Genomic DNA, 21,019 nt, shown 5'->3' with positions numbered 1-21,019 from the left:
CGAAAAAGAAAACAATGATTTACCCCAAAATACCTTTAGCGCAAAGCATTATCGAAATTTGTTTGGCCAAAGGAATCACCACGATAATTATCTCTCCTGGTTCTAGAAATGCGCCTTTAACTATTGGTTTTGTTAGTAATCCCGCTTTTGATTGCTACAGCATTGCTGATGAGCGTTGTGCGGCTTTTTTTGCCGTTGGTATGGCGCAGCAAACCAAAGTTCCTGTTGCTTTGGTATGTACTTCGGGCTCTGCTTTACTCAATTATTATCCCGCATTTGCCGAGGCGTTTTATAGCCAAATTCCGTTAATCGTTATATCGGCGGACAGGCCGCAAAGCAAGATTGATATTGGCGATGGGCAAACCATAAGGCAAGAAAACGTTTTTGCAAATCACTCCTTATACAATGCCAATTTGAATGAAACAGCATCTCTGGAAAATGATTACAAAATCAACCAAGCCATAGATATTGCCAAGGGGAGCAAAGGTCCGGTGCATATTAACGCCCCATTCGAGGAGCCGTTGTATGAGACTGTTGCGTCCCTTTCGGTTGAGGTTATGATTAATTCTTTTTCGAATTTAATTCCAATAAACAGACTGGAAAATCTGGAGGAATATGCCACTATTTGGAACAATGCCACCAAAAAAATGATTCTCGTAGGCGTTAGTGGTTTGCATGCCAATGAAAAATCAATCGACGCCATTGCCCATGATGATTCGATTATTGTCATGACCGAAACCACATCAAACATTCACCATCCCAGTTTTGTAAACAATATTGACACCATAATTACACCCTTTACACCAGAGGATTTTGAGGCATTTCGCCCCGATATTTTAGTCACTTTTGGCGGAATGGTGGTTTCTAAACGCATCAAAGCATTCCTGCGAAAATACCCGCCCAAACACCATTGGCACATTGATCCATTTCGAGCGTATGATACTTTTGGGGTACTAACCAAACATTTTGAGGTGCATCCCAATACTTTTTTTCAAGCGTTTTATCCGCTTACTCGCCCCATAAAAAGTGATTATTCTCAAAAATTAGCGGTAGTCAAAAAAATCCGAGAAGAACGTCATGAGGCGTATATGGCTAAAATTCCGTTTTCGGATTTTATGGTTTTTGATCGGGTAATTGCCTCTTTGCCTGTCAAGAGTCAGTTACAAATAAGCAACAGCTCCGCCATTAGATACGCACAGTTAATTGATATTGATCCTTCGATAGAAGTGTTTTGCAACCGAGGTACCAGCGGCATTGATGGCAGCACCGCAACTGCAATTGGCGCGGCTGTGGCCAATAAAAAGCAAACGGTTTTTATCACGGGCGACATCAGCTTTTTGTACGATAGCAATGCGTTATGGAACAATTACACGCCTAAAAATTTCAAAATAATTTTGATTAACAACGGTGGTGGTGGTATTTTTAGAATATTGCCAGGACACAAGGAAACGCCTGTTTTTACAACTTTTTTCGAAACATCGCATCAATTAACGGCGGTACACTTGGCTAAAATGTATGGTTTTGAATACACTTTGGCTACGGATGAAAGTAGTTTAGCCATAGGAATAACCGCATTGTACGTACAAAATGACAAACCAGCAATATTAGAAATTAGGACACCCACAGTAGTAAACGATGCGGTATTATTGCAGTATTTCAAAGAGTTGACCTAATTCGACAGTTTTTTTGTGCTAACGATAAACTGTAGTTTTTACAATTGTTTTATAAATAAAAAAATAGGAGAATAGGAATTTAAAGCTTTTTAATCATTTATTTCATAAAAAATAGTGTTGTTTTTAAATAATTGTTTAAATTTGAGTCTATTAAATTTTTAAACAACTATTAAACTATTTTTATTTATGAGCGCAAGAGAGGAATTAATTGTAAAGTATGCTGCCGATTTGAGAGACAAATGTGGCGTTAATCCTGATATGGATTTATTAACAAAAGTAACCATTGGCTGTGGTCCATCTATCTACAATGCGGATTCCTCGACAGTAGCAGGTTCACAACAATCAGAATTAGATACGGTAAAAAATAACTTTTTAATCAAAAAATTAGGCTTGACGGATAGCGACGATTTAGATGCGGGAATCAATGCCGTATTAGATAAATACGGGCGTTCCAATAAAAGTAAATATAGAGCAGTTGTCTATTATTTATTGGCTATTCATTTTAAAAAAGAAAGTGTTTACAATTAGTTAGTTCATTTTGAATTTGAAAAGCGTTCTCCAATAACTGGGGAACGCTTTTTTTTTGAAATATATTTTTTTGGGTTACCATTTTCAATCTTCGTACCTTTGCACTTTAGAAAAGACAAGAAAATGATTAAAATAGGAAAATACAACACATTAACTATATTGCGTGATACCAAAGTAGGTTTGTTTTTAGGCAACCCCCAGAAAGATCCCGAAGGCATACACGATATTTTGTTACCCAATAAATACGTTCCCAACCTATTCGAAATAGGCGAAGAACTCATTGTTTTTGTGTATTTAGACCACGAGGAGCGTCCTGTAGCCACTACATTAGAACCCTATATTTTGTTGAATGAATTTGCGCTTTTGCGTGTAAATTATACCAACCAAGTAGGTGCTTTTATGGATTGGGGAATGGAAAAAGACATATTGGTTCCGTTCAAAGAGCAAGCCCGACCTATGGAAAAAGGGAAACGCTACCTAGTATACCTCTATATGGACGAAAAAACGAACCGATTAGTAGCTTCGAGCAAAACGAATCAGTTCCTGAAAAATGAGGTACTAACAGTTGAAAAAGGCGAAGAAGTGGATTTAATTGTTTCGCATATTACCGAGTTAGGGATTAATGTTATTATCAACGAGCAGCACAAAGGCTTGATGTATAAGGATGAGGTTTATGATGACGCCATACGTACTGGCGATAGGATGCGGGGGTATATCAAAACCATTCGGCCCGATAATAAAATTGATGTTGCATTGCAAATTCAAGGCTATCAAAATATCGAACCTAATGCCGATAAAATTATGGACGAGTTAAGAGCCAGCCGTGGTTTCCTGCGATTGACGGATAATTCGCATCCCGAAGATATTAAAACGGTCTTGAAAATGAGTAAAAAAACCTTCAAGAAAGCCATTGGTGCTTTGTACCGAGAAAAATTAATCGAAATTAAAGAGGACGGAATCTACTTGATTACCGAATAAAAAAGAAAGGCTAATCGTTGTGATTAGCCTTTCTCTTTTTTGTCCCATCTTGGACGAAACAAAAAAAATTTTTAAATAGATACTAAAGTATTTTTAAACACTTTGACAACAACAGTTTTTCTAAAACTGTTTTAAATAGATTAACTTAAGCGTAAACTACTTTGAGTACAAATCCCAAACGAAATCGTTTTGGAAAACTAGTTTTGGAACAATTTTGCAATAAGACCTTGGTCATACCTATTGTATCAAATTGATTTACGGAATACTTCCTTTATTAATTTTTTGAAGGTTGGTAAATACAACTCTTTTTTTGCCAGTGGTGTTACAATTGTTACCCTGCAGTTTTAAAAAACTTCAATTTTAATTGCTCCTTTTTTTTGAATTTCAAATAAGTAACGACGGTTACATTAGTATAAATAAGAGCAATTTTGTTTTTAATTGTGAACAAAAAATTCTTCTTTTAAATTAATAATTCCATTAACAAATCAATGGCTAAAAATGAGAGTATACTCTTGATTAGCAATACTTAAAAGTACTAAATTGTATGATGTGAACTCAAAAAATAAGTGGCTTTCTTTGTTTTTTAACAGTTGTTAATCACTTGGTCAGATTAGGATTACCAAAGCTTATCTAAATAGAATAGTTTAAATTATAAAAATGCTTTATTTTTACGCTCAATAAATTAAAACGATTACCATGGATTGGATTACTGTCAAAGAATACGAGGATATCACCTATAAAAAATGCAATGGTGTAGCGCGAATTGCGTTCAATAGACCTGATGTGCGCAATGCTTTTCGTCCCAAAACGACTTCGGAATTGTACAATGCTTTTTATGATGCGCAAGAGGATACTTCGATAGGAGTTGTTTTGCTTTCTGCCGAAGGGCCTTCGTCCAAGGATGGCGTGTATTCCTTTTGCAGTGGCGGCGATCAAAACGCGCGTGGTCATCAAGGCTATGTGGGCGAGGACGGGCAGCACCGCTTGAATATTCTAGAAGTACAACGCTTAATCCGATTTATGCCCAAAGTGGTCATTGCTGTTGTGCCTGGTTGGGCGGTAGGCGGCGGTCACAGTTTGCATGTCGTGTGCGATTTGACTTTGGCAAGCAAAGAACACGCTATTTTTAAACAAACCGATGCCGATGTAACGAGTTTTGATGGAGGATATGGGTCGGCGTATTTGGCGAAAATGGTCGGACAGAAAAAAGCCCGTGAAATATTCTTTTTAGGTCGCAATTATTCGGCTCAAGATGCTATGGATATGGGAATGGTAAATGCTGTGATTCCGCATGACGAGCTTGAAGATACTGCTTATGAGTGGGCACAGGAAATTTTGGGCAAATCGCCAATGGCTATCAAAATGCTAAAATTTGCCATGAATCTTACTGATGATGGGATGGTTGGGCAACAAGTTTTTGCAGGAGAAGCCACCCGATTGGCTTACATGACCGAAGAAGCCAAAGAAGGTAGAAATGCTTTTCTTGAAAAAAGAAAACCAAATTTCGAGAAAAAGTGGTTGCCTTAATGCAAATTTAGATTTGTGATTTTAGAATTTTGAAATCTAAAATCTAAAATCTACATTCTAAAATCTACATTCTAAAATCTATATTCTAAACTCTGAAATCTAAAATTATAATGAAACATTGGATTCAAGCCGCACGATTGCGAACCTTACCATTATCAGTATCGGGAATTATTGTGGGCAGCATGTATGCCTTGGCAAACCCAACCACTACGGAACTCACGCCAACCGAAGTTTTTAATTGGTCTGTTTTTGCATTCGCTATTTTGACAACTTTGGGATTACAAATCTTATCCAATTTTGCCAATGATTATGGCGATGGTGTAAAAGGGACGGATAACACGGATAGAGTGGGGCCTAAACGCGCCATTCAAAGTGGTGTGATTACTCCACAAGCCATGAAAAAGGCAATAGTAATTACGTCTGTTTTGACTTTGTTTTCGGCTATTTATCTTATTTATCTGGCTTTTGGCGATACTAATTTTGTGTATTCTCTTTTTTATTTAGTACTTGGAATTCTGGCAATAGCATCGGCAATACGGTATACGGTTGGGAATTCAGCGTATGGATATCGTGGTTTTGGGGATGTTTTTGTTTTTGTCTTTTTTGGTATAGTGAGTACTATGGGTGTGAACTTTTTGTATTCAAAGGAACTGGATTTGGTTTTGTTTTTGCCAGCAACTGCCATTGGTTTTTTGAGTGTAGCGGTTTTAAATTTGAATAATATGCGAGATGAAGCATCGGATAGAAAAGCAAACAAAAATACAATCGTGGTAAAAATAGGAGGACAAAATGCCAAGAAATACCATTATTTTTTGATTGTGGGTGCTATGGTTTTGGTGCTCTTTTTTGCGATTCTAAATGATTTTCGATTGGATCAATACTTGTTTATTATTGCTTTTATTCCTTTACTAAAACATCTAGTAACCGTTTATAAAAACCAAGAGACTAAAGCATTAGATTCCGAATTAAAAAAAGTTGCTTTGAGTACGTTTCTACTTTCGGTGCTGTTAGCGTTGTGTATGATTTCATTCTTTTCGGATGTGATTGTAAACCTGTTTTTGGGAGGACGATAGGTTTTCATGGATTAGCAAATTTCAATGGCAATGGCAATGGCAATATCAATGTCAATGTCAATTACAATGTCAATTACAATGTCAATTACAATTACAATATCAATGTCAATGTCAATTACAATGTCAATTACAATGTCAATTACAATTACAATATCAAATTACAATTTTTAATATAAATTCAAAATCAATACAATAGCAATTTTAAACACTTTGACAACACTTTAAAATTTTAAAAAATGAAAATAACTTTTTACGGTCATGCTTCTTTAGGAATCGAAGTTGGTGGCAAACACATTTTGGTAGATCCTTATATTTCGGCTAATCCGCAAGCGGCACATATTGATATTGCTGCGCTCAAAGCCGATTATATTTTGCTTACACATGCTCATGGCGATCATATTCTTGATGTAGAAGCTATAGCCAAAAGAACGAATGCTGTTATTGTTTCCAATGCCGAAATTGCGGGTTATTATGCCCAAAAAGGGTTTCAATCGCATCCCATGAATCATGGTGGGAGTTGGAATTTTGATTTTGGAAAAGTAAAATATGTCAACGCCATTCATTCCAGTTCTTTTCCTGACGGCATTAACGGCGGGAATCCAGGCGGTTTTGTTATCGAGGGCGAACATAAAAACATTTACATTGCGGGCGATACGGCGTTGACAATGGATATGAAACTCATCCCGATGCGTACCCAGCTGGATTTAGCTATTTTCCCAATAGGCGACAATTTCACGATGGATGTTGATGATGCCATTATTGCAGCTGATTTTGTTGCCTGCGATAAAATTCTTGGAATTCACTACGATACTTTTGGGTACATCAAAATCAATCACGAGGAAGCTATCAAGAAATTTTTTGACAAGGGAAAAGACCTTATGCTGCTGGAAATTGGCACAGCAATTGAATTGTAAAAATGATAGTAGGAACTTTTCTGGTTCTTCATTGCTATTTTACAAAACTAATCTAGCGGATTCGAGTGAATTAGCGGCTCAATCTAAACCTATAAACAGCTATTAATTAAGAAAATGAGACTAAAAAATACAGCTTTATTACTGCTACTTGCGATTCAAACTATTGTTGCTCAAAAAGAGGGGTATTGGGACAAAGACCGAGCGACTACCAAAGAAATAACGGTACCAGCACGGGATCGAATCGTTATAAAAACCGATGATTTGCCCACAGGAACCACTGAAATCGTTTTTAGAATTACCTTATTAGATCAAAACCAACAAATGGCAGGAAGTTTGGTTTCGGTATTAAAAGCCATTCCAGACCCAACAGGAATTAGCCAAGGATCCGCAGGAGCTGTGTTTATTTTGTCTAAAATTTCAGGTGATGACACTTGTAAATACGCCATTTTTTCGAAAACGGAATGGGCTTCACAATACAAAGAATCAGGCACTACTGCCGATGCCTGTTTTGTTCAAGATACGCCTGTGAGCAAAGATGCCAAACGACTTTCTATAGATAAATCCACTTGTTTAAAGGCGAATACGACTAATCTTTGGTTTGGCTTTGAAAGCAAAAACTGGATTATGAACCAAAAAATAATTTTGGAAGTGGTGCCTTGGGTAGATACTAAATTGAGTAAAGGTTGGACAATTGACAATAGGAAAATGATTATTGAGCAATGTAAAACATCAAATATGGCGCAAAAAATGACCAATTCGGATGATTTTTGTGTTTGTGTTTTAGACAAAATTCAAGCGCAGTACCCGTTTCAGGAATTCCAAAAATTATTGCCAATGGAGCGTTCCAAAGCGTTCAAGGATTTTGGCGCTAGTTGTTTTGGAGAAACAAGCGTCTCTGATGCGACTTATTTTGAATTGCGCAAGCAAGCCTCGCAATTAGCAAAACAAAACAAACACGGCGAAGCAATTGATAAATTAACCACTATAATCAACGACGGACGCGCAACTGCATTGGATTATAATGCTATTGGAACAAGTTATTTGTTGACCAAACAATACGAAAAAGCAATTAAATTCCTCAAAGCAGGTGAGAAATTGGACGATGCCGAGTTGCTCTTAAAACTTAATTTGGCGCATGCTTATTTGTTAAACGACAGTTACAAATTGGCAAAACCCATTTACAAAAAATACGAATCGCAAAATGTAACCGATAGCTTGAGTTGGGTTCAAAAAACAAAACAAGATTTTGAACTTTTCCAGCAAATAGGCATACAAAACGATGATTTTGAACGGATTCTAAAAATGATGCAGCAGTGAACCAAAAGTCAATTCAAATGCTAAATTTGATGTCTTTGGTTTTAGATCATTAATAAAAAAAAATAAAAGCACAGTGACCACTTTAGAAACAATTCGTCAAATGCTAACCTTAAAAAACTAACTCCAATTTCAAATTTGAAAGCAACCTACCATCACTACCAGCTCCATTTTAAACAACCATCAGGAACCTCTCGTGGCGTCATGACCGAAAAAGAAACTTGGTTTATTCTACTAGAAAACGATGGTAAAAAGGGAATAGGCGAGTGCGGTATTTTACGAGGGTTGAGTTGTGACGACCGCCCTGATTATGAAGAAAAATTGCAATGGACTTGTGCTAATATTCATCTTGGTAAAGCGGTGCTTTGGGAAGCTTTGCTTGAGTTCCCGTCGCTACAGTTTGGGGTCGAAATGGCGTTTCAATCTTTAGAAAGCGAAAATCCTTTTTTGCTCTTTCCGTCACCCTTTACAAATGGGGAAAAATCGATACTGATTAACGGTTTGGTTTGGATGGGTAAAGCGACTTTTATGAAGCAACAAATTGAGGAAAAACTAGCTGAAGGTTTTCGATGTATTAAACTCAAAATTGGGGCAATAGATTTTGATACAGAACTACAATTGTTGCGTTTTATTCGGGCTCATTTTACAGAGGAACAAGTAGAAATTCGGGTGGATGCTAACGGTGCTTTTGATGTAAATAAAGCTTTAGATAAAATAAATCAATTAGCTGGATTTAAGCTACATAGTATAGAGCAACCTATCTCAAAAAACAATGCTGACAGGATGGCAGAGTTGTGTAAAGTAACTCCTTTGCCCATTGCGTTGGACGAAGAGTTAATAGGCATCTTTACGCTAGCCCAAAAAGAAGCATTGCTGCAAAAAATACAACCGCAATACATCATTTTGAAGCCCAGTTTTGTGGGTGGATTTCGAGGGACGCAAGAGTGGATTTCATTGGCTGAAAAGCACGGAATTGGCTGGTGGATTACTTCGGCTTTGGAGAGTAATATTGGCTTAAATGCCATTGCTCAATTTACTTTTTTGCAACAAAATAGTATGCCGCAAGGACTTGGAACAGGGGCGTTGTACACGAATAATTTCGATTGTCCGCTGACTGTTTTAGACGGTCAATTGTGGTATAAAAATGAGTTGCACTGGGATTTTAATTGGAATGATTTTTTAGTTTAAAACGCTTTAGCATCAAAAAATATGATTGAAATAGAACGAAAATTTTTAGTTACTTCTACTGCTTTTATGGATCAAGCTTTTGTCAATAATAGGATTGTGCAGGGCTACATCAGTACTGATCCTGATCGAACAGTGCGCATTAGAATTAAAGGCGAAAAAGGATTTATTACCATAAAAGGCAAAGGAAGTGAAAGTGGTTTGTCCCGTTTTGAGTGGGAAAAAGAAATTCCGTTACTCGAGGCGCAACAATTGCTGCAACTTTGCGAAAAAGGAAGTATTGACAAAACTCGTTTTGAAGTTAAAATAGGTGCTCATGTTTTTGAAATAGATGTTTTTTATGGTGAAAATCAAGGCTTGGTTATGGCCGAAATAGAACTGCAATCAGAAGTTGAAGCCTTTGAAAAACCCGATTGGTTGGGAGAAGAAGTTACTGGCGATGTGCGGTATTACAATGCTTATTTGAGTAAAAATCCGTTTCTGCAATGGTAATTTGAATAACAATACAACACCAATTATGACTGCTACAAAATATGATTTGATAATTGTAGGTGCTGGTCCAATAGGCTTGGCATGTGCTATCGCTGCGCAAAAGAAGAAATTGAACTACTTGATTCTTGAAAAAGGAGCTCTAGTCAATAGTATTTTTAATTATCCGCTGTATATGAGTTTTTTTTCGACTGCGGAACGGTTAGCTATTGGTGGGATTCCATTTACTTGTTTGGCATCAAAACCTGGACGCCAAGACGCATTAGAATACTACAGGAATATTCATCAATACTTTGATTTTAACCTTCATTTGTTTGAAACGGTTTTGCGTGTTGAGAAACAAAACGAGGATTTTTTTGAAATTGAAACCACTAAAAATACGTATACCGCTTTGAACGTTGTGATTGCTACCGGTTTTTATGACATTCCTATTGCCATGAATGTAGCGGGGGAAACTTTGCCAAAAGTGCGGCATTATTACAAGGAAGCTCACGAATATGCGTTTCAAAAAGTGCTGGTTGTAGGTGCTAATAACTCGGCTGTAGATGCGGCTCTAGAATGCTGGCGCAAAGGAGCTACGGTTACGATGGTCATTCGTAAGAACGAAATCAATTCTCGTGTAAAATATTGGGTAAAACCGGATATTGAAAACCGTATCGCCGAAGGCAGTATTACCGCTTATTACGAATCGGAGGTAATAGCGATTACTCAAAAGGAAGTCGAAATTCAAACTCCAAATGGTGCGATTAGTATAGCAAATGATTTTGTTTTGGCATTAACGGGTTATCGTCCCGATATGAATTTTCTAGAAGCGATGGGAATTGAGTTGTCACAAGATGATAGTAAAGTCCCTGTCTATAATCCCGAAACAATGGAGACCAATATCAAAGGATTGTATCTTGCAGGAGTCGTTTGTGGCGGAATGGAAACACACAAATGGTTTATTGAGAATTCTAGAATCCACGCTGATTTGATACTAAATGCCATTACAAACTAGATAGTTTTAATTAAATTAAAGCAGTAGTTGATTATTTTTAAGTAGTTGTTTTTCAATGAAATAATTTTTTTAAAATTTATTTATTCTCATTGAATTTATGCAAGGAAAGTAATGCGTTTGTTCTAATTTTTTTGTGCATAAAACCCGTCCAGCCTAGCAGATAGCCTTTCCAGCCCAAGGCTTGTTTTGACCATTTCCAAATGTCAAAATCATCGGTGTGTTTGATTATTAAACCATCTTGAAATTGAAATTGTGCGCGAATGCGATTGGTTACCGGTCTATTTGTTTGAGAGAAAGTGTATTTCGCTACCCAGGATGCTGTACCCGTATAGTCATCCGCTTTTACATCCGAAAATTCAATTTTGATATTTCCGTTACTTCTTTTAAGCAGCATTTTCCACATTTTGCAAACATCATTTCCTTTTAACAACCCAAAAGCTGGGTCGCGAAACTGAATATTAGGATGATAGCACTCGCACATTGCGGTCACATCGGCAGTGCTAAAAGCGGTATAGAATTTAGTAATTAATTTTTGGTTTTCAATCATCTTCAAAAAAGTTAGCTAGTAAATTTACTGTTTTTTAATCTTAAAATAATGTGTGAATTGCATTTTTTTTGATGCAAATTTATCAAAACAGAAAAAAAAAGAAATAGTTACAATTTTCTTGTTTTTTTGGAGTAGAATATACTTATTCTTTTAAAGTTAATAGCTTGCTGGTGTTGACTTCTTTGGTCACAACATTACTCACAATAAATTGCAGTAACGTTCCAACAACTCGCTTAATTGGGTTTAAGGAAGTGCCAAACAAGACTCTTTTGGATAAATATCCAGTAGCCAAACCAATTGCATTATTGACTAAATTGTTTTTTATGACTGGTGCAGTTGTCATTTCGGTAAAGGCACTTTTTAATAGGTTTAATGGTTTTAAACTATCGTATGTTTCTTGAAATTGTAGTTTTAGGGCTATAAATTCGTTTTTTTGTTTTTCTTCCAATAGCGCAATTGTTTGTTGAAGAATTTCGGTTTGATTGGCGTTTTTCATGATGTTATTTTTTAAGCATTTTCAAAATGATAACTGTACTAATAGGTGATTTTAGCCATTGATTTCTAAATAAATACATCAAAATAGCAAGAAAAAGGTTGCTTCCTGCTACTATAAAAAAACCAAGATAAATTTCGCCAAGATACTCGCCAAGCCATAATGCGAATCCAAAATTGAGTAGTAAAAAGAACATAGCAACAACGGTAGCAATTGCCAATCGCGCACCTAATGACGATAGCACGTCAGCGGATTTGTCTATTGTAGTTAGCTTTAGTAATTCGGCTGTGGTACGTGTATAGTCTTCGGCTTTTTCAAAAAGCATTGCTATTGTTGTTGCTGTAGTGTCCATAATATAATGAGATTGAGTTTTTTATTAAACTTCAAAATTTTCAACACCGTCTTTTGTGGCGGTAAATTTTTCTTTCCCTTCGGCTATTAAATCCTTTCCTTCTTGTAGGATAGCTTCGTATTTTTTGGTCGCAGCTGTTAGCACATGATCAAATTTATCCTTCATGTCATCCGAATAATCCATTCCTTTTTGCATGATTTTTTTTCTTGTTTTTTTGCCTTTGTCGGGTGCAAATAAGATTCCTAATAAGGCACCAGCGGCTGCACCACCCAAAACTCCTAGTATTACTTTGTCTGTTTTCATAATTAATTTATTTTATTGTTGTTTATTTTATGATTTTGTCCCCTTGAATAATTCTCAAGATTACTGCAATTACTGCAATTACAAGCAGTATGTGAATGATTGATCCAGCGCTATAAGCAAAAAAGCCAATTGCCCAAAAGATCACCAAAATGACTGCGATGGTGTAAAGTAAATTTCCCATGATTTTTAATTTTTAAGTTGTTTTTATTTGAAGTGGTTATTTCTGTATTTCTTTTTTTAATTCAAGGCAAACGAAGCATAAACATTCAAAACACTGTTTTTGGCATCAGGAAAGGTATAATTAGTACCTGAATAATTTTGTTCTTTTCCTACTTTGGTCAATCCATAATTATAACGAACTCCAAAACTCATGGCATCAATATCGACACCAAAACCAGCTGCAATCCCAGCATCAAACCGATTAAAATCATTGGTGTCTAAATTATTTTCGTAATCAAATAAAGTACTGTTGGATTTATTAGTCACTTTTCCGTCGACCAAATAACCCAAATACGGGCCAGCATGAATGTTGAAATTTTTGGTAATATTGACTACTGCCAAAACTGGAATTTCCAGATAGTTTAGTCTAAAACGGGCAGTTCCGTTGGCAAAAGCATTGTTGTAAACGAGTTCAGCTCCTTTGGTAGTGTAATACAATTCGGTTTGAACGGCAAAGTTTTGGGTGATTGGCATTTTTGCATAAATTCCTAAATTGAACCCCATTAATACATTATTATCATCAACAGTATCGGTGTATAAATTAGAGAAATTGAAGCCTCCTTTTACACCAAATTTTGGAGAATCACTTTGTGCCTTGGCGCTAAAAGAGATTACTACTATACAGGCTATGGCTAGGAAATGGCTGGTTTTTGACTTTTTCATTTTTTTAGTTTTAGAATGATTTTCGTTTGTATGTTGTGGTACAAAGGTGTGGTATAAAAAGAGCTATTGTGTTACATTACTTTTATAAAAAGTTATAGGATTCACGCTTTTTGGTTGCTTTTATTTTACGAATACTGTTTTATAAGCAATGTTTTATGTCATAAAAAAAGCGAGCTTTGCAGCTCGCTTTTCCTTTCTTTTTTATATTACGATTTATTATTTACCGTAAAATCTTTTAAGGCTTGTCCTAATTCATCGGTGTCGTGATTGTATTCTCTTTTAAAAGATTCCCAATCACTATCGGTGTCATTTTTATACTGGTTTACTCGTTCTTGGATTTTTTTGTTTTTTTGTTCCAAATCCGCCAATGTTTTAGCATTCATTTCATCGATAGCTTTTCCTGTTTTCTTGATTTTGGCTTTCAAATCAGCAATTCGGATTTCGTTTTCTTTTTCGATAGCCGCATTTTGATCTTTAAAAGCTTGCCATTCTTCTGCTGTTGCAACTCTTTTAGCTTTTAGCAAATCCTCTTGTGCATCGGCTACTTTTTCTTGTGCTTCTTCAACGTTGGCTTCTTTTTCAGTTATTGCTTCTTGATTTTGAGGGCTTTTTTGACAGCTTACAAAAACAGTTCCAGCAATTAGCGCAACCATTGCGAGTGTAAAAATTGATTTTTTCATAGCGATTGAATTAAAGCGGTGTTATAATTTTTCGATGATTTTGAGCAATTCTTCTTTGGATTTTCCAAGTTTAATTTGGAGTTTACCCATCATTTCGTCTTTTTTGCCTTCTACAAATAATAAATCATTATCCGTTAATGCAGCAAATTTTTGTTTCAATTTCCCTTTTTGTTCTTCCCAGTTTCCTTTAAGTTCTTGCGTGTTCATGGTTTTTATTTTTTATGTTGAAAGTATTTTTGCAACACTACAAAGGTGAGAATAGCAATGTGGGAAAGAGTTATACAATTTTGAGTAAGACTTATAGGATTTACATATTTGTCGCTTTCTAGACGATTCGTTCCTATAAATGAGCTGTCTTGATACCAGTATTAGGAACTAGTTTTTTGTTCAGGAAATGAATTGGGTTTTATGAAATCATTAAGTTTTGATAAATCCTAAAATTTTGTGCGTTTAGAGTTTAAAAATAAATAAATTCGTAAAAAATATAAAAACATGGCAGATTTACCTAAAGGCAGCAAGAAATTATTGAACGCGTGGGCATTTTATGATTGGGCAAACTCGGTTTATCCGCTGGTTATTTCGTCCGCCATATTTCCTATTTTTTACGAAGCGTTATTTACGGATCGGGATCATTACATACACGTTTTTGGTACGAGCCTCAAGAACTCGGCTCTGATTAGTTTTGTGACCGCTGCGGCTTTCTTGGTGGTGGCTTTGTTATCGCCTTTATTATCTGGAATTGCGGATTATGTGGGCAACAAAAAATCGTTTATGAAGTTTTTTTGCTACCTCGGTGCTTTGTGTTGCATTGGGTTGTATTGGTTTAGTTTGGATTCTATTTATAGCAGTTTGTTGTTTTATTTTTTTGGATTAATAGGCTTTTGGGGCAGTTTGGTTTTCTATAATTCCTATTTGCCGGACATCGCTTTTCCAGAGCAACAAGACGCCATAAGTGCCAAAGGCTATTCCTATGGTTACGTAGGTAGCGTTATTTTATTGATTGTCAATTTGGCCATGGTGATGAAACCAACGCTTTTTGGCATCACAGGAACGCCGGGCGAAGCAGCCATGAAAGCCATGCGGTATTCCTTTATAACCGTGGGGATTTGGTGGATTGTTTTTAGTCAATATACTTATTATTTTTTGCCAAAAGGCAATAAAAATTCCGAACGAAAAGTATCTCATGCCGTTATTTTTAATGGATTCAATGAGCTTAAAAAAGTGTGGGTGTTGCTCAACCAAGATATTGTTTTGAAAAAATACCTCTACAGTTTTTTTGTGTCAAGTATGGCTGTGCAAACAGTAATGCTTATTGCTACTTATTTTGGGTCACAAGAAATTCACTGGGCATCACAATCCGAAAGTACTACGGGTTTAATTATTTGCATATTAGTGATTCAATTGGTTGCCATTTTGGGTGCTTGGTTAACGGCCAAAGCTTCGGCGAGGTATGGAAACATCCCAACTCTAATTGTCATTAATAGTTTTTGGGTGTTGCTGTGCGCGGGTGCTTATTTTATCATTACACCCATTCAGTTTTATGCTATGGCAGGATTAGTGGGACTTGTTATGGGCGGTATTCAAGCATTATCGCGTTCTACGTATTCCAAATTATTGCCAGAATCCGAGGATACGGCATCTTTTTTTAGTTTTTATGACGTTACCGAAAAAATAGGAATCGTAATAGGAATGTTAGTTTACGGAGCGATTGATCAAATCACGGGAAGCCCTAGATTTGCTATTGTATTTTTAGGTGTTTTCTTTGTAATTGCAGTTTTTTTATTGAAAAGAGTACCTAAAAAGAACTAGTTTTTAGGATTTCTAAATGGTAAAAGAAGTCATTTTTGAATAAAAAAAATGGAGTTTCAAATTTATTAATCTTAAAAATAGTTTTAAACCCGGTGATTTAGAACATTTCTCTTTCAGCTTCTAAAAAAAAAATAACCACAAATGGCACAAATTAATTTTAGGAAATTTGTGCCATTTGCGTTTAAAATTAAGCTTTTCAGCCATGTAAGTGACAACCAATATATAATGTCTTGTTTTAAACTCAAATAAGATGACGTAACAAGTTGATTTTTATTTGTTATTAAATATTGCTCCTTTTGACTTTACAACATTTAAACTTTCGACTTATTTAGATTCAATCTGCTAAACCAAATCTCTGGACTTTCTGTCCATTGTTTAGTTGAATTTGTTTTTTGAATCAATACTTTTGAATTAAAAAAAACGCTTTTTAGCTCTTTAAAACCAATTTAAAAGTTAAAAATATTAATTACCTCCAGTTAAATTTTTATGATTGTGTTTGCGTTTGTAATGCGTTTGTTTCAAATTATTTCCCCCCGAAATAATGCTAATATTCCCATCAATCTCCAGCATGGCTAGTTTTACATCTTTAAAATATTCAATTCCATGTTCCCGCATGGCCTCTCTCAATTCATCCGAAGTGATGTTTAATTTGCTTAAGGATTTAAAATCCAAAGTACCATCGTGAATTAGAATTTCGGGCTTTTCTTGCATGAAATCACTAAATTTTGGGTATTTGTACATTAATTTTTTCAGAATAAAATTAATGGTAAAAAGAACAACTGCCGCAGCCAAACCGCCCCAAAGAGTCGTATCGTTTCCTACCATTGCATTTTGAACGGCGTTACTTATGAGCAATATCAAGATTACATCGGCAGTGTTGAGTTGGGATAATTCTTTTTTCCCAAAAATCCGCAACGCTATCACCATAAATAAATAAACGGAGGCACTGCGTACTATAATGTCTGTATATTGAGTCATATTTTTTTAGTTTAAATGGCGACGCAAGCCTTTATTTTTTTGTAAAATAGATTACTTAATACATTTTTTTGGATAAAAAGGAATACGAATTACTTAATCTTAAAATTCTTCTCAATGGCTTTTATCATTTCGCCAGCAATGTCTTTATTTGTGGCACCTTCTATACCTTCAAGACCTGGCGAAGAGTTTACTTCGAGTAACAATGGCCCTTTTGAAGAGCGAATAATGTCGACACCAGCTACTTTTAAGTCCATTGCTTTGGCTGCTTTTATAGCTATTCGTTTCTCTTCGGCGGTAACTTTTATTACTGATGCGGTACCACCAAGATGTATGTTGGCTCTAAATTCGCCAGGCATTGCTTCCCGCTGAATTGCAGCTACTACTTTGCCATCAATAACGAAACACCGAATGTCTTTTCCGTTGGCTTCTTTTATAAACTCTTGAACTAATATATTGGCATTCAAGCTTTTGAAAGCATTTATAACGCTTTCTGCGGCTTTTTTTGTTTCAGCTAATACTACTCCTTTTCCTTGAGTTCCCTCTAAAAGTTTTACAATTAACGGAGAACCACCCACCATTTTTATTAAATCATCGGTATCTAATGGGGAGTTGGCAAAACCTGTTGTAGGGATTTCTACACCATGATTGAGTAATAATTGTAAAGAATACAGTTTGTCTCGCGATTGTGTAATAGCGGTCGAGGAGTTCAAACAAAATACTTTTAGAGCCTCAAATTGTCTCGTTAGGGCACACCCATAAAAAGTAATACTGGGGCGAATTCTAGGAATTATAGCATCAAATTGGTTTAAAATTTTTCCGCCGCGATAATGAATTTCGGGTTTGCTGGCGTCTAGTTTCATATAGCATTCTTTGATATTCAAAAAGTGCATTTCATGTCCTCTCATTTCCCCTGCTTCCATGATTCGCTTGTTGCTATACAATTCAGGATTACTGGCCAATAGGCCTATGCGCAAACCAGAACTTGCTTTTTCGGCATTTTTATACAATTCCATCAAGCTATCCTGCGTGGGTTGTCCTAGCAAGTATTTTTGTTCCGGATCTACAAGTACTCTTCCGCTCATGGCTTCACGTCCCAACAGCATCCTAAAACCCATAGAATCTCGGTTGGTCAATGTCATTTCTATTGGCCAGGAATCGTCGCCAAGTTGTACTTTGGATTGAATAACATAGCGTTGTTCTCTAAATCCGCTGGAACTTTTTACAATTCTTTTGTCTACCAATGGGGCTTCGCAATGAATAACGGTTTTGATATTATTTTGAATGGGATTGATATCAAATTTTACCCAATTGGATTCATTTTTTATAAAGGGAGCTATATTTATAGCGTGCAAAGCCGATGTTTTGGCTCCTGAATCTACACGTGCTTTGATTGTTGGAATATTGAGTTCTGGAAAAGAACACCATTCTTCACTACCGAGAATGACTTTATTTTGAAGCATAAACAGAATTTATTTAATCGATTTTAAAAACACCAAATGTAAATATTTGTTTTTAATAATTGGTAAAATCTACATCAAAGAATAAACCCGTTATGTTATAAAAACGTAACGGGTTTATTTTGAGTTTTAATGCGATTAACTTATTGATTGGTAGGCTCTTCGGCTTTGTGTACATTTACGGTTAATTCTTGAGCACCGTCTTCGATGTCCATAAAAATCTCATCACCAGATCCTATTTTCGAAGTTATAATTTCTTCGGCTAATGCATCCTCAACGTATTTTTGAATGGCTCTTTTTAATGGTCTTGCGCCAAATTGTTTATCAAATCCTTTGTCAGCAATAAAAGCTTTTGCTTTATCCGAAAGTTTCAATTGATAGCCTAATTCTTTCACACGATCGTAGAGTTTTTTCAATTCAATTTCGATGATCAAATTGATGTCTTCTTTCTCTAATGTATTGAATACAATCACGTCATCAATTCTATTTAAAAATTCAGGTGCGAAGGTTTTTTTCAAAGCATTTTCGATAATACTTTTCGAATTGTCTTCGGCTTGAGCCACTTTAGCAGCTGTTCCAAAACCAACACCTTGACCAAAATCTTTTAATTGACGAGCACCCACATTAGAAGTCATAATGATAATTGTGTTTTTAAAATCAATTTTCCGACCCAAACTATCAGTCAAAAAACCATCATCTAATACTTGAAGCATCATGTTGAAAACGTCAGGATGTGCTTTTTCTATTTCGTCTAATAAAACAACACAATAGGGTTTTCTACGTACTTTTTCGGTTAATTGTCCTCCTTCTTCGTAACCCACGTATCCCGGAGGCGCACCCACTAATCTCGAAATAGCAAATTTTTCCATGTATTCACTCATGTCAATACGTACTAGTGCATCTTCGGAATCGAATAATTCTTTAGCAAGTACTTTGGCCAATTGGGTTTTTCCAACACCAGTTTGTCCTAGAAAAATAAACGAACCAATAGGGCGATTAGGGTCTTTCAATCCCGCACGATTTCTTTGAATAGATCGGGCAATTTTTAAAACCGCTTCATTTTGTCCAATTACTTTATTCTGAATCAATTCTGGTAATTTTGCCAATTTATTGCTTTCTGTTTGTGCAATACGATTAACGGGAATTCCAGTCATCATAGAAACGACATCGGCAACGTTGTCTTCGGTTACTAGAATTCTATTGTTTTTAGAATCTTCTTCCCATTGTTCTTGAGCAATAGCAAGGTCTTTTTCTATTTTTTTCTCGTCATCACGAAGTTTAGCAGCTTCCTCGTATTTTTGTTTTTTAACGACCAAGTTTTTCAATTCGCGCACTTCTTCTAATTGGCGTTCCAAGTCTAGAATTTGTTTTGGAACATCAATATTGGTAATGTGTACGCGAGAACCCGCTTCGTCCAGCGCATCAATGGCTTTGTCCGGCAAGAATCGTTCAGACATGTAACGATTTGTTAACTTCACACAAGCTTCTATCGCTTCTGGAGTATAGGTTACGTTGTGGTGATCCTCGTATTTATCTTTTATGTTGTTCAAAATAGTAATCGTTTCCTCCACCGATGTAGGTTCTACAATTACTTTTTGGAAACGTCTTTCTAATGCGCCATCTTTCTCAATATATTGTCGGTATTCATCGAGCGTTGTGGCACCTATACATTGAATTTCGCCTCTTGACAAAGCAGGTTTAAACATATTTGAGGCATCCAGAGAACCAGTTGCGCCTCCTGCTCCCACGATGGTGTGAATTTCATCAATAAAAAGAATGATGTCGTCATTTTTTTCTAATTCGTTCATGACGGCTTTCATGCGTTCTTCAAACTGTCCACGGTATTTAGTTCCTGCAACAAGACTAGCTAAATCAAGCGTAACTACTCTTTTATTAAACAAAATTCGGGACACTTTCTTTTGAATAATGCGTAAAGCCAAACCTTCGGCAATGGCGGATTTTCCTACTCCAGGTTCACCAATTAAAAGCGGATTGTTCTTTTTGCGACGGCTTAAAATTTGCGAAACTCTTTCGATTTCTTTTTCACGTCCTACTACAGGATCTAGTTTTCCTTCTTCGGCCATTTCGGTTAAATCTCTTCCAAAATTATCTAATACTGGGGTCTTTGATTTTTTATTCGATTTGTTGGCGGGGTTATTAAAACTTCCTTCTTTAATACTGTCATCTTGTCCTGAATCATCATTATATGATTCGTTTTTTGGCAAGTTTTCTAAAAATTCTTGTTCGTTTGGCGTCATATTGATGTACTGTTCTTTGGCTATATCGTAATCAATTTTTAATTTATTCAATAGCTTGGTTGTGGGATCGTTTTCGTTTCTTAAAATGCATAATAACAAATGGGCGGTGCTAATTGACGAACTTTGAAAAACTTTGGCTTCTAGAAAAGTAGTTTTTAGGGCACGTTCCGCTTGACGCGTCAAATGCAGGTTTTTCTTTTCGATGTTGGTATCTAAACTAGGACTTGCGGGACTCAATATTTCGACCTTGCGGCGCAAATGGTTCAAGTCAACATCAAGGTTGTTTAATATGTGAATCGCTTTTCCGTTGCCGTCTCTTAAAATTCCTAGCATTAGATGTTCTGTACCAATGAAATCGTGCCCCAAACGTAGGGCTTCTTCTTTACTGTACGTTATAACATCTTTTACACGAGGGGAAAAATTATCATCCATAATATAGGTGTTGGTATTGTAAATTTAAACAATTAGTAGTTCAAAAACAAAAATCATTCCGCTACTAACCGCTGTCAGCTAATTGACAAAAAAAATAATAGAATTAAAGTTAAAAAAGATATAATTTATTAACTAAAATCAGGTGTGTTT

22 protein-coding genes are annotated in these 21,019 nt (G+C 35.9%); 11 read left to right on the top strand and 11 right to left on the bottom strand.

Annotation, left to right across the window (positions count from 1 at the left end; all coding sequences use genetic code 11):
- Positions 1-14 precede the first annotated feature (14 nt).
- The 10 genes from menD to FNW21_RS12245 all read left to right on the top strand — a co-directional run bounded on the left by menD (position 15) and on the right by FNW21_RS12245 (position 10,678).
- Positions 15-1,673 carry a 2-succinyl-5-enolpyruvyl-6-hydroxy-3-cyclohexene-1-carboxylic-acid synthase gene (menD, locus tag FNW21_RS12290; RefSeq protein WP_144257049.1) on the top strand — a complete coding sequence of 553 codons (1,659 nt, stop codon included), beginning with the start codon at positions 15-17 and terminating at the stop codon, positions 1,671-1,673.
- A gap of 186 nt (positions 1,674-1,859) precedes the next feature.
- On the top strand, positions 1,860-2,201 hold the full coding sequence (locus FNW21_RS12285) for a DUF2853 family protein (protein ID WP_144257048.1): 342 nt from the start codon (positions 1,860-1,862) through the stop codon (positions 2,199-2,201).
- A gap of 123 nt (positions 2,202-2,324) precedes the next feature.
- Complete coding sequence (locus FNW21_RS12280; RefSeq protein WP_144257047.1) at positions 2,325-3,179, top strand: CvfB family protein; 855 nt, start codon at positions 2,325-2,327, stop codon at positions 3,177-3,179.
- A gap of 696 nt (positions 3,180-3,875) precedes the next feature.
- Entirely contained in the window at positions 3,876-4,706 is an 831-nt protein-coding gene (locus FNW21_RS12275) for a 1,4-dihydroxy-2-naphthoyl-CoA synthase (RefSeq protein ID WP_039107299.1), read from the top strand.
- A 110-nt stretch (positions 4,707-4,816) separates the two neighbouring features.
- Entirely contained in the window at positions 4,817-5,779 is a 963-nt protein-coding gene (gene menA / locus FNW21_RS12270) for a 1,4-dihydroxy-2-naphthoate octaprenyltransferase (RefSeq protein ID WP_144257046.1), read from the top strand.
- 236 nt (positions 5,780-6,015) lie between these two features.
- Positions 6,016-6,693: a metal-dependent hydrolase gene (locus FNW21_RS12265; RefSeq protein WP_144257045.1), complete on the top strand. Its 678-nt coding sequence runs from the start codon at positions 6,016-6,018 to the stop codon at positions 6,691-6,693.
- A 114-nt stretch (positions 6,694-6,807) separates the two neighbouring features.
- Positions 6,808-8,010, top strand: coding sequence for a tetratricopeptide repeat protein (locus tag FNW21_RS12260; protein ID WP_144257044.1), 1,203 nt, complete (start codon positions 6,808-6,810; stop codon positions 8,008-8,010).
- A 135-nt stretch (positions 8,011-8,145) separates the two neighbouring features.
- A complete protein-coding gene (locus tag FNW21_RS12255) occupies positions 8,146-9,195 on the top strand; it encodes an o-succinylbenzoate synthase (protein WP_144257043.1) in 1,050 nt (349 codons plus the stop codon).
- A gap of 21 nt (positions 9,196-9,216) precedes the next feature.
- Positions 9,217-9,684: a CYTH domain-containing protein gene (locus FNW21_RS12250; protein WP_144257042.1), complete on the top strand. Its 468-nt coding sequence runs from the start codon at positions 9,217-9,219 to the stop codon at positions 9,682-9,684.
- A gap of 25 nt (positions 9,685-9,709) precedes the next feature.
- Entirely contained in the window at positions 9,710-10,678 is a 969-nt protein-coding gene (locus FNW21_RS12245) for a YpdA family putative bacillithiol disulfide reductase (protein WP_144257041.1), read from the top strand.
- A 76-nt stretch (positions 10,679-10,754) separates the two neighbouring features.
- Here the strand turns inward: FNW21_RS12245 and FNW21_RS12240 are convergent, their stop codons facing one another.
- The 8 genes from FNW21_RS12240 to FNW21_RS12205 all read right to left on the bottom strand — a co-directional run bounded on the left by FNW21_RS12240 (position 10,755) and on the right by FNW21_RS12205 (position 14,142).
- Positions 10,755-11,225 carry a nuclear transport factor 2 family protein gene (locus tag FNW21_RS12240; protein ID WP_144257040.1) on the bottom strand — a complete coding sequence of 157 codons (471 nt, stop codon included), beginning with the start codon at positions 11,223-11,225 and terminating at the stop codon, positions 10,755-10,757.
- A 142-nt stretch (positions 11,226-11,367) separates the two neighbouring features.
- On the bottom strand, positions 11,368-11,721 hold the full coding sequence (locus tag FNW21_RS12235; protein ID WP_144257039.1) for a hypothetical protein: 354 nt from the start codon (positions 11,719-11,721) through the stop codon (positions 11,368-11,370).
- A 4-nt stretch (positions 11,722-11,725) separates the two neighbouring features.
- Positions 11,726-12,070, bottom strand: a complete 345-nt coding sequence (locus FNW21_RS12230) for a hypothetical protein (protein WP_144257038.1) — start codon at positions 12,068-12,070, stop codon at positions 11,726-11,728.
- A 24-nt stretch (positions 12,071-12,094) separates the two neighbouring features.
- The gene (locus FNW21_RS12225; protein WP_144257037.1) at positions 12,095-12,373 is read right to left on the bottom strand and encodes a YtxH domain-containing protein; all 279 of its coding nucleotides are present in this window, start codon (positions 12,371-12,373) and stop codon (positions 12,095-12,097) included.
- 22 nt (positions 12,374-12,395) lie between these two features.
- Positions 12,396-12,554: a lmo0937 family membrane protein gene (locus FNW21_RS12220; RefSeq protein ID WP_144257036.1), complete on the bottom strand. Its 159-nt coding sequence runs from the start codon at positions 12,552-12,554 to the stop codon at positions 12,396-12,398.
- 56 nt (positions 12,555-12,610) lie between these two features.
- Entirely contained in the window at positions 12,611-13,255 is a 645-nt protein-coding gene (locus FNW21_RS12215) for a porin family protein (RefSeq protein WP_144257035.1), read from the bottom strand.
- A 206-nt stretch (positions 13,256-13,461) separates the two neighbouring features.
- Positions 13,462-13,935 carry a hypothetical protein gene (locus tag FNW21_RS12210; protein ID WP_144257034.1) on the bottom strand — a complete coding sequence of 158 codons (474 nt, stop codon included), beginning with the start codon at positions 13,933-13,935 and terminating at the stop codon, positions 13,462-13,464.
- 21 nt (positions 13,936-13,956) lie between these two features.
- Entirely contained in the window at positions 13,957-14,142 is a 186-nt protein-coding gene (locus FNW21_RS12205) for a CsbD family protein (RefSeq protein ID WP_144257033.1), read from the bottom strand.
- A 285-nt stretch (positions 14,143-14,427) separates the two neighbouring features.
- Between FNW21_RS12205 and FNW21_RS12200 the strand changes: the two genes are divergently transcribed.
- Positions 14,428-15,744, top strand: coding sequence for an MFS transporter (locus tag FNW21_RS12200; protein WP_144257032.1), 1,317 nt, complete (start codon positions 14,428-14,430; stop codon positions 15,742-15,744).
- Between the two features lie 462 nt (positions 15,745-16,206).
- Here FNW21_RS12200 and FNW21_RS12195 read toward each other — a convergent pair whose 3' ends face one another.
- From FNW21_RS12195 to FNW21_RS12185, 3 genes are all read right to left on the bottom strand, one after another.
- On the bottom strand, positions 16,207-16,722 hold the full coding sequence (locus FNW21_RS12195; protein WP_144257031.1) for a DUF421 domain-containing protein: 516 nt from the start codon (positions 16,720-16,722) through the stop codon (positions 16,207-16,209).
- Positions 16,723-16,811: 89 nt separating this feature from the next.
- On the bottom strand, positions 16,812-18,182 hold the full coding sequence (gene rimK, locus FNW21_RS12190; protein WP_144257030.1) for a 30S ribosomal protein S6--L-glutamate ligase: 1,371 nt from the start codon (positions 18,180-18,182) through the stop codon (positions 16,812-16,814).
- 140 nt (positions 18,183-18,322) lie between these two features.
- Positions 18,323-20,869, bottom strand: a complete 2,547-nt coding sequence (locus tag FNW21_RS12185; protein ID WP_144257029.1) for an ATP-dependent Clp protease ATP-binding subunit — start codon at positions 20,867-20,869, stop codon at positions 18,323-18,325.
- Positions 20,870-21,019: the final 150 nt, after the last annotated feature.

This window comes from Flavobacterium restrictum (assembly GCF_007097245.1).
Taxonomy (GTDB): Bacteria; Bacteroidota; Bacteroidia; order Flavobacteriales; family Flavobacteriaceae; genus Flavobacterium; species Flavobacterium restrictum.
This window is presented reverse-complemented; position numbering and strand designations above follow the sequence as displayed.

Coding starts and splice junctions, on each gene's coding strand:
- FNW21_RS12185 (WP_144257029.1), bottom strand. CDS start 20,869: ATGGATGATAATTTTTCCCCTCGTGTAAAAGATGTTATAACGTACAGT.
- FNW21_RS12220 (WP_144257036.1), bottom strand. CDS start 12,554: ATGGGAAATTTACTTTACACCATCGCAGTCATTTTGGTGATCTTTTGG.
- FNW21_RS12265 (WP_144257045.1), top strand. CDS start 6,016: ATGAAAATAACTTTTTACGGTCATGCTTCTTTAGGAATCGAAGTTGGT.
- FNW21_RS12195 (WP_144257031.1), bottom strand. CDS start 16,722: ATGACTCAATATACAGACATTATAGTACGCAGTGCCTCCGTTTATTTA.
- menD (WP_144257049.1), top strand. CDS start 15: ATGATTTACCCCAAAATACCTTTAGCGCAAAGCATTATCGAAATTTGT.
- FNW21_RS12225 (WP_144257037.1), bottom strand. CDS start 12,373: ATGAAAACAGACAAAGTAATACTAGGAGTTTTGGGTGGTGCAGCCGCT.
- FNW21_RS12275 (WP_039107299.1), top strand. CDS start 3,876: ATGGATTGGATTACTGTCAAAGAATACGAGGATATCACCTATAAAAAA.
- FNW21_RS12250 (WP_144257042.1), top strand. CDS start 9,217: ATGATTGAAATAGAACGAAAATTTTTAGTTACTTCTACTGCTTTTATG.
- FNW21_RS12235 (WP_144257039.1), bottom strand. CDS start 11,721: ATGAAAAACGCCAATCAAACCGAAATTCTTCAACAAACAATTGCGCTA.
- FNW21_RS12205 (WP_144257033.1), bottom strand. CDS start 14,142: ATGAACACGCAAGAACTTAAAGGAAACTGGGAAGAACAAAAAGGGAAA.
- FNW21_RS12230 (WP_144257038.1), bottom strand. CDS start 12,070: ATGGACACTACAGCAACAACAATAGCAATGCTTTTTGAAAAAGCCGAA.
- menA (WP_144257046.1), top strand. CDS start 4,817: ATGAAACATTGGATTCAAGCCGCACGATTGCGAACCTTACCATTATCA.
- rimK (WP_144257030.1), bottom strand. CDS start 18,182: ATGCTTCAAAATAAAGTCATTCTCGGTAGTGAAGAATGGTGTTCTTTT.
- FNW21_RS12245 (WP_144257041.1), top strand. CDS start 9,710: ATGACTGCTACAAAATATGATTTGATAATTGTAGGTGCTGGTCCAATA.
- FNW21_RS12200 (WP_144257032.1), top strand. CDS start 14,428: ATGGCAGATTTACCTAAAGGCAGCAAGAAATTATTGAACGCGTGGGCA.
- FNW21_RS12210 (WP_144257034.1), bottom strand. CDS start 13,935: ATGAAAAAATCAATTTTTACACTCGCAATGGTTGCGCTAATTGCTGGA.
- FNW21_RS12215 (WP_144257035.1), bottom strand. CDS start 13,255: ATGAAAAAGTCAAAAACCAGCCATTTCCTAGCCATAGCCTGTATAGTA.
- FNW21_RS12240 (WP_144257040.1), bottom strand. CDS start 11,225: ATGATTGAAAACCAAAAATTAATTACTAAATTCTATACCGCTTTTAGC.
- FNW21_RS12280 (WP_144257047.1), top strand. CDS start 2,325: ATGATTAAAATAGGAAAATACAACACATTAACTATATTGCGTGATACC.
- FNW21_RS12285 (WP_144257048.1), top strand. CDS start 1,860: ATGAGCGCAAGAGAGGAATTAATTGTAAAGTATGCTGCCGATTTGAGA.
- FNW21_RS12260 (WP_144257044.1), top strand. CDS start 6,808: ATGAGACTAAAAAATACAGCTTTATTACTGCTACTTGCGATTCAAACT.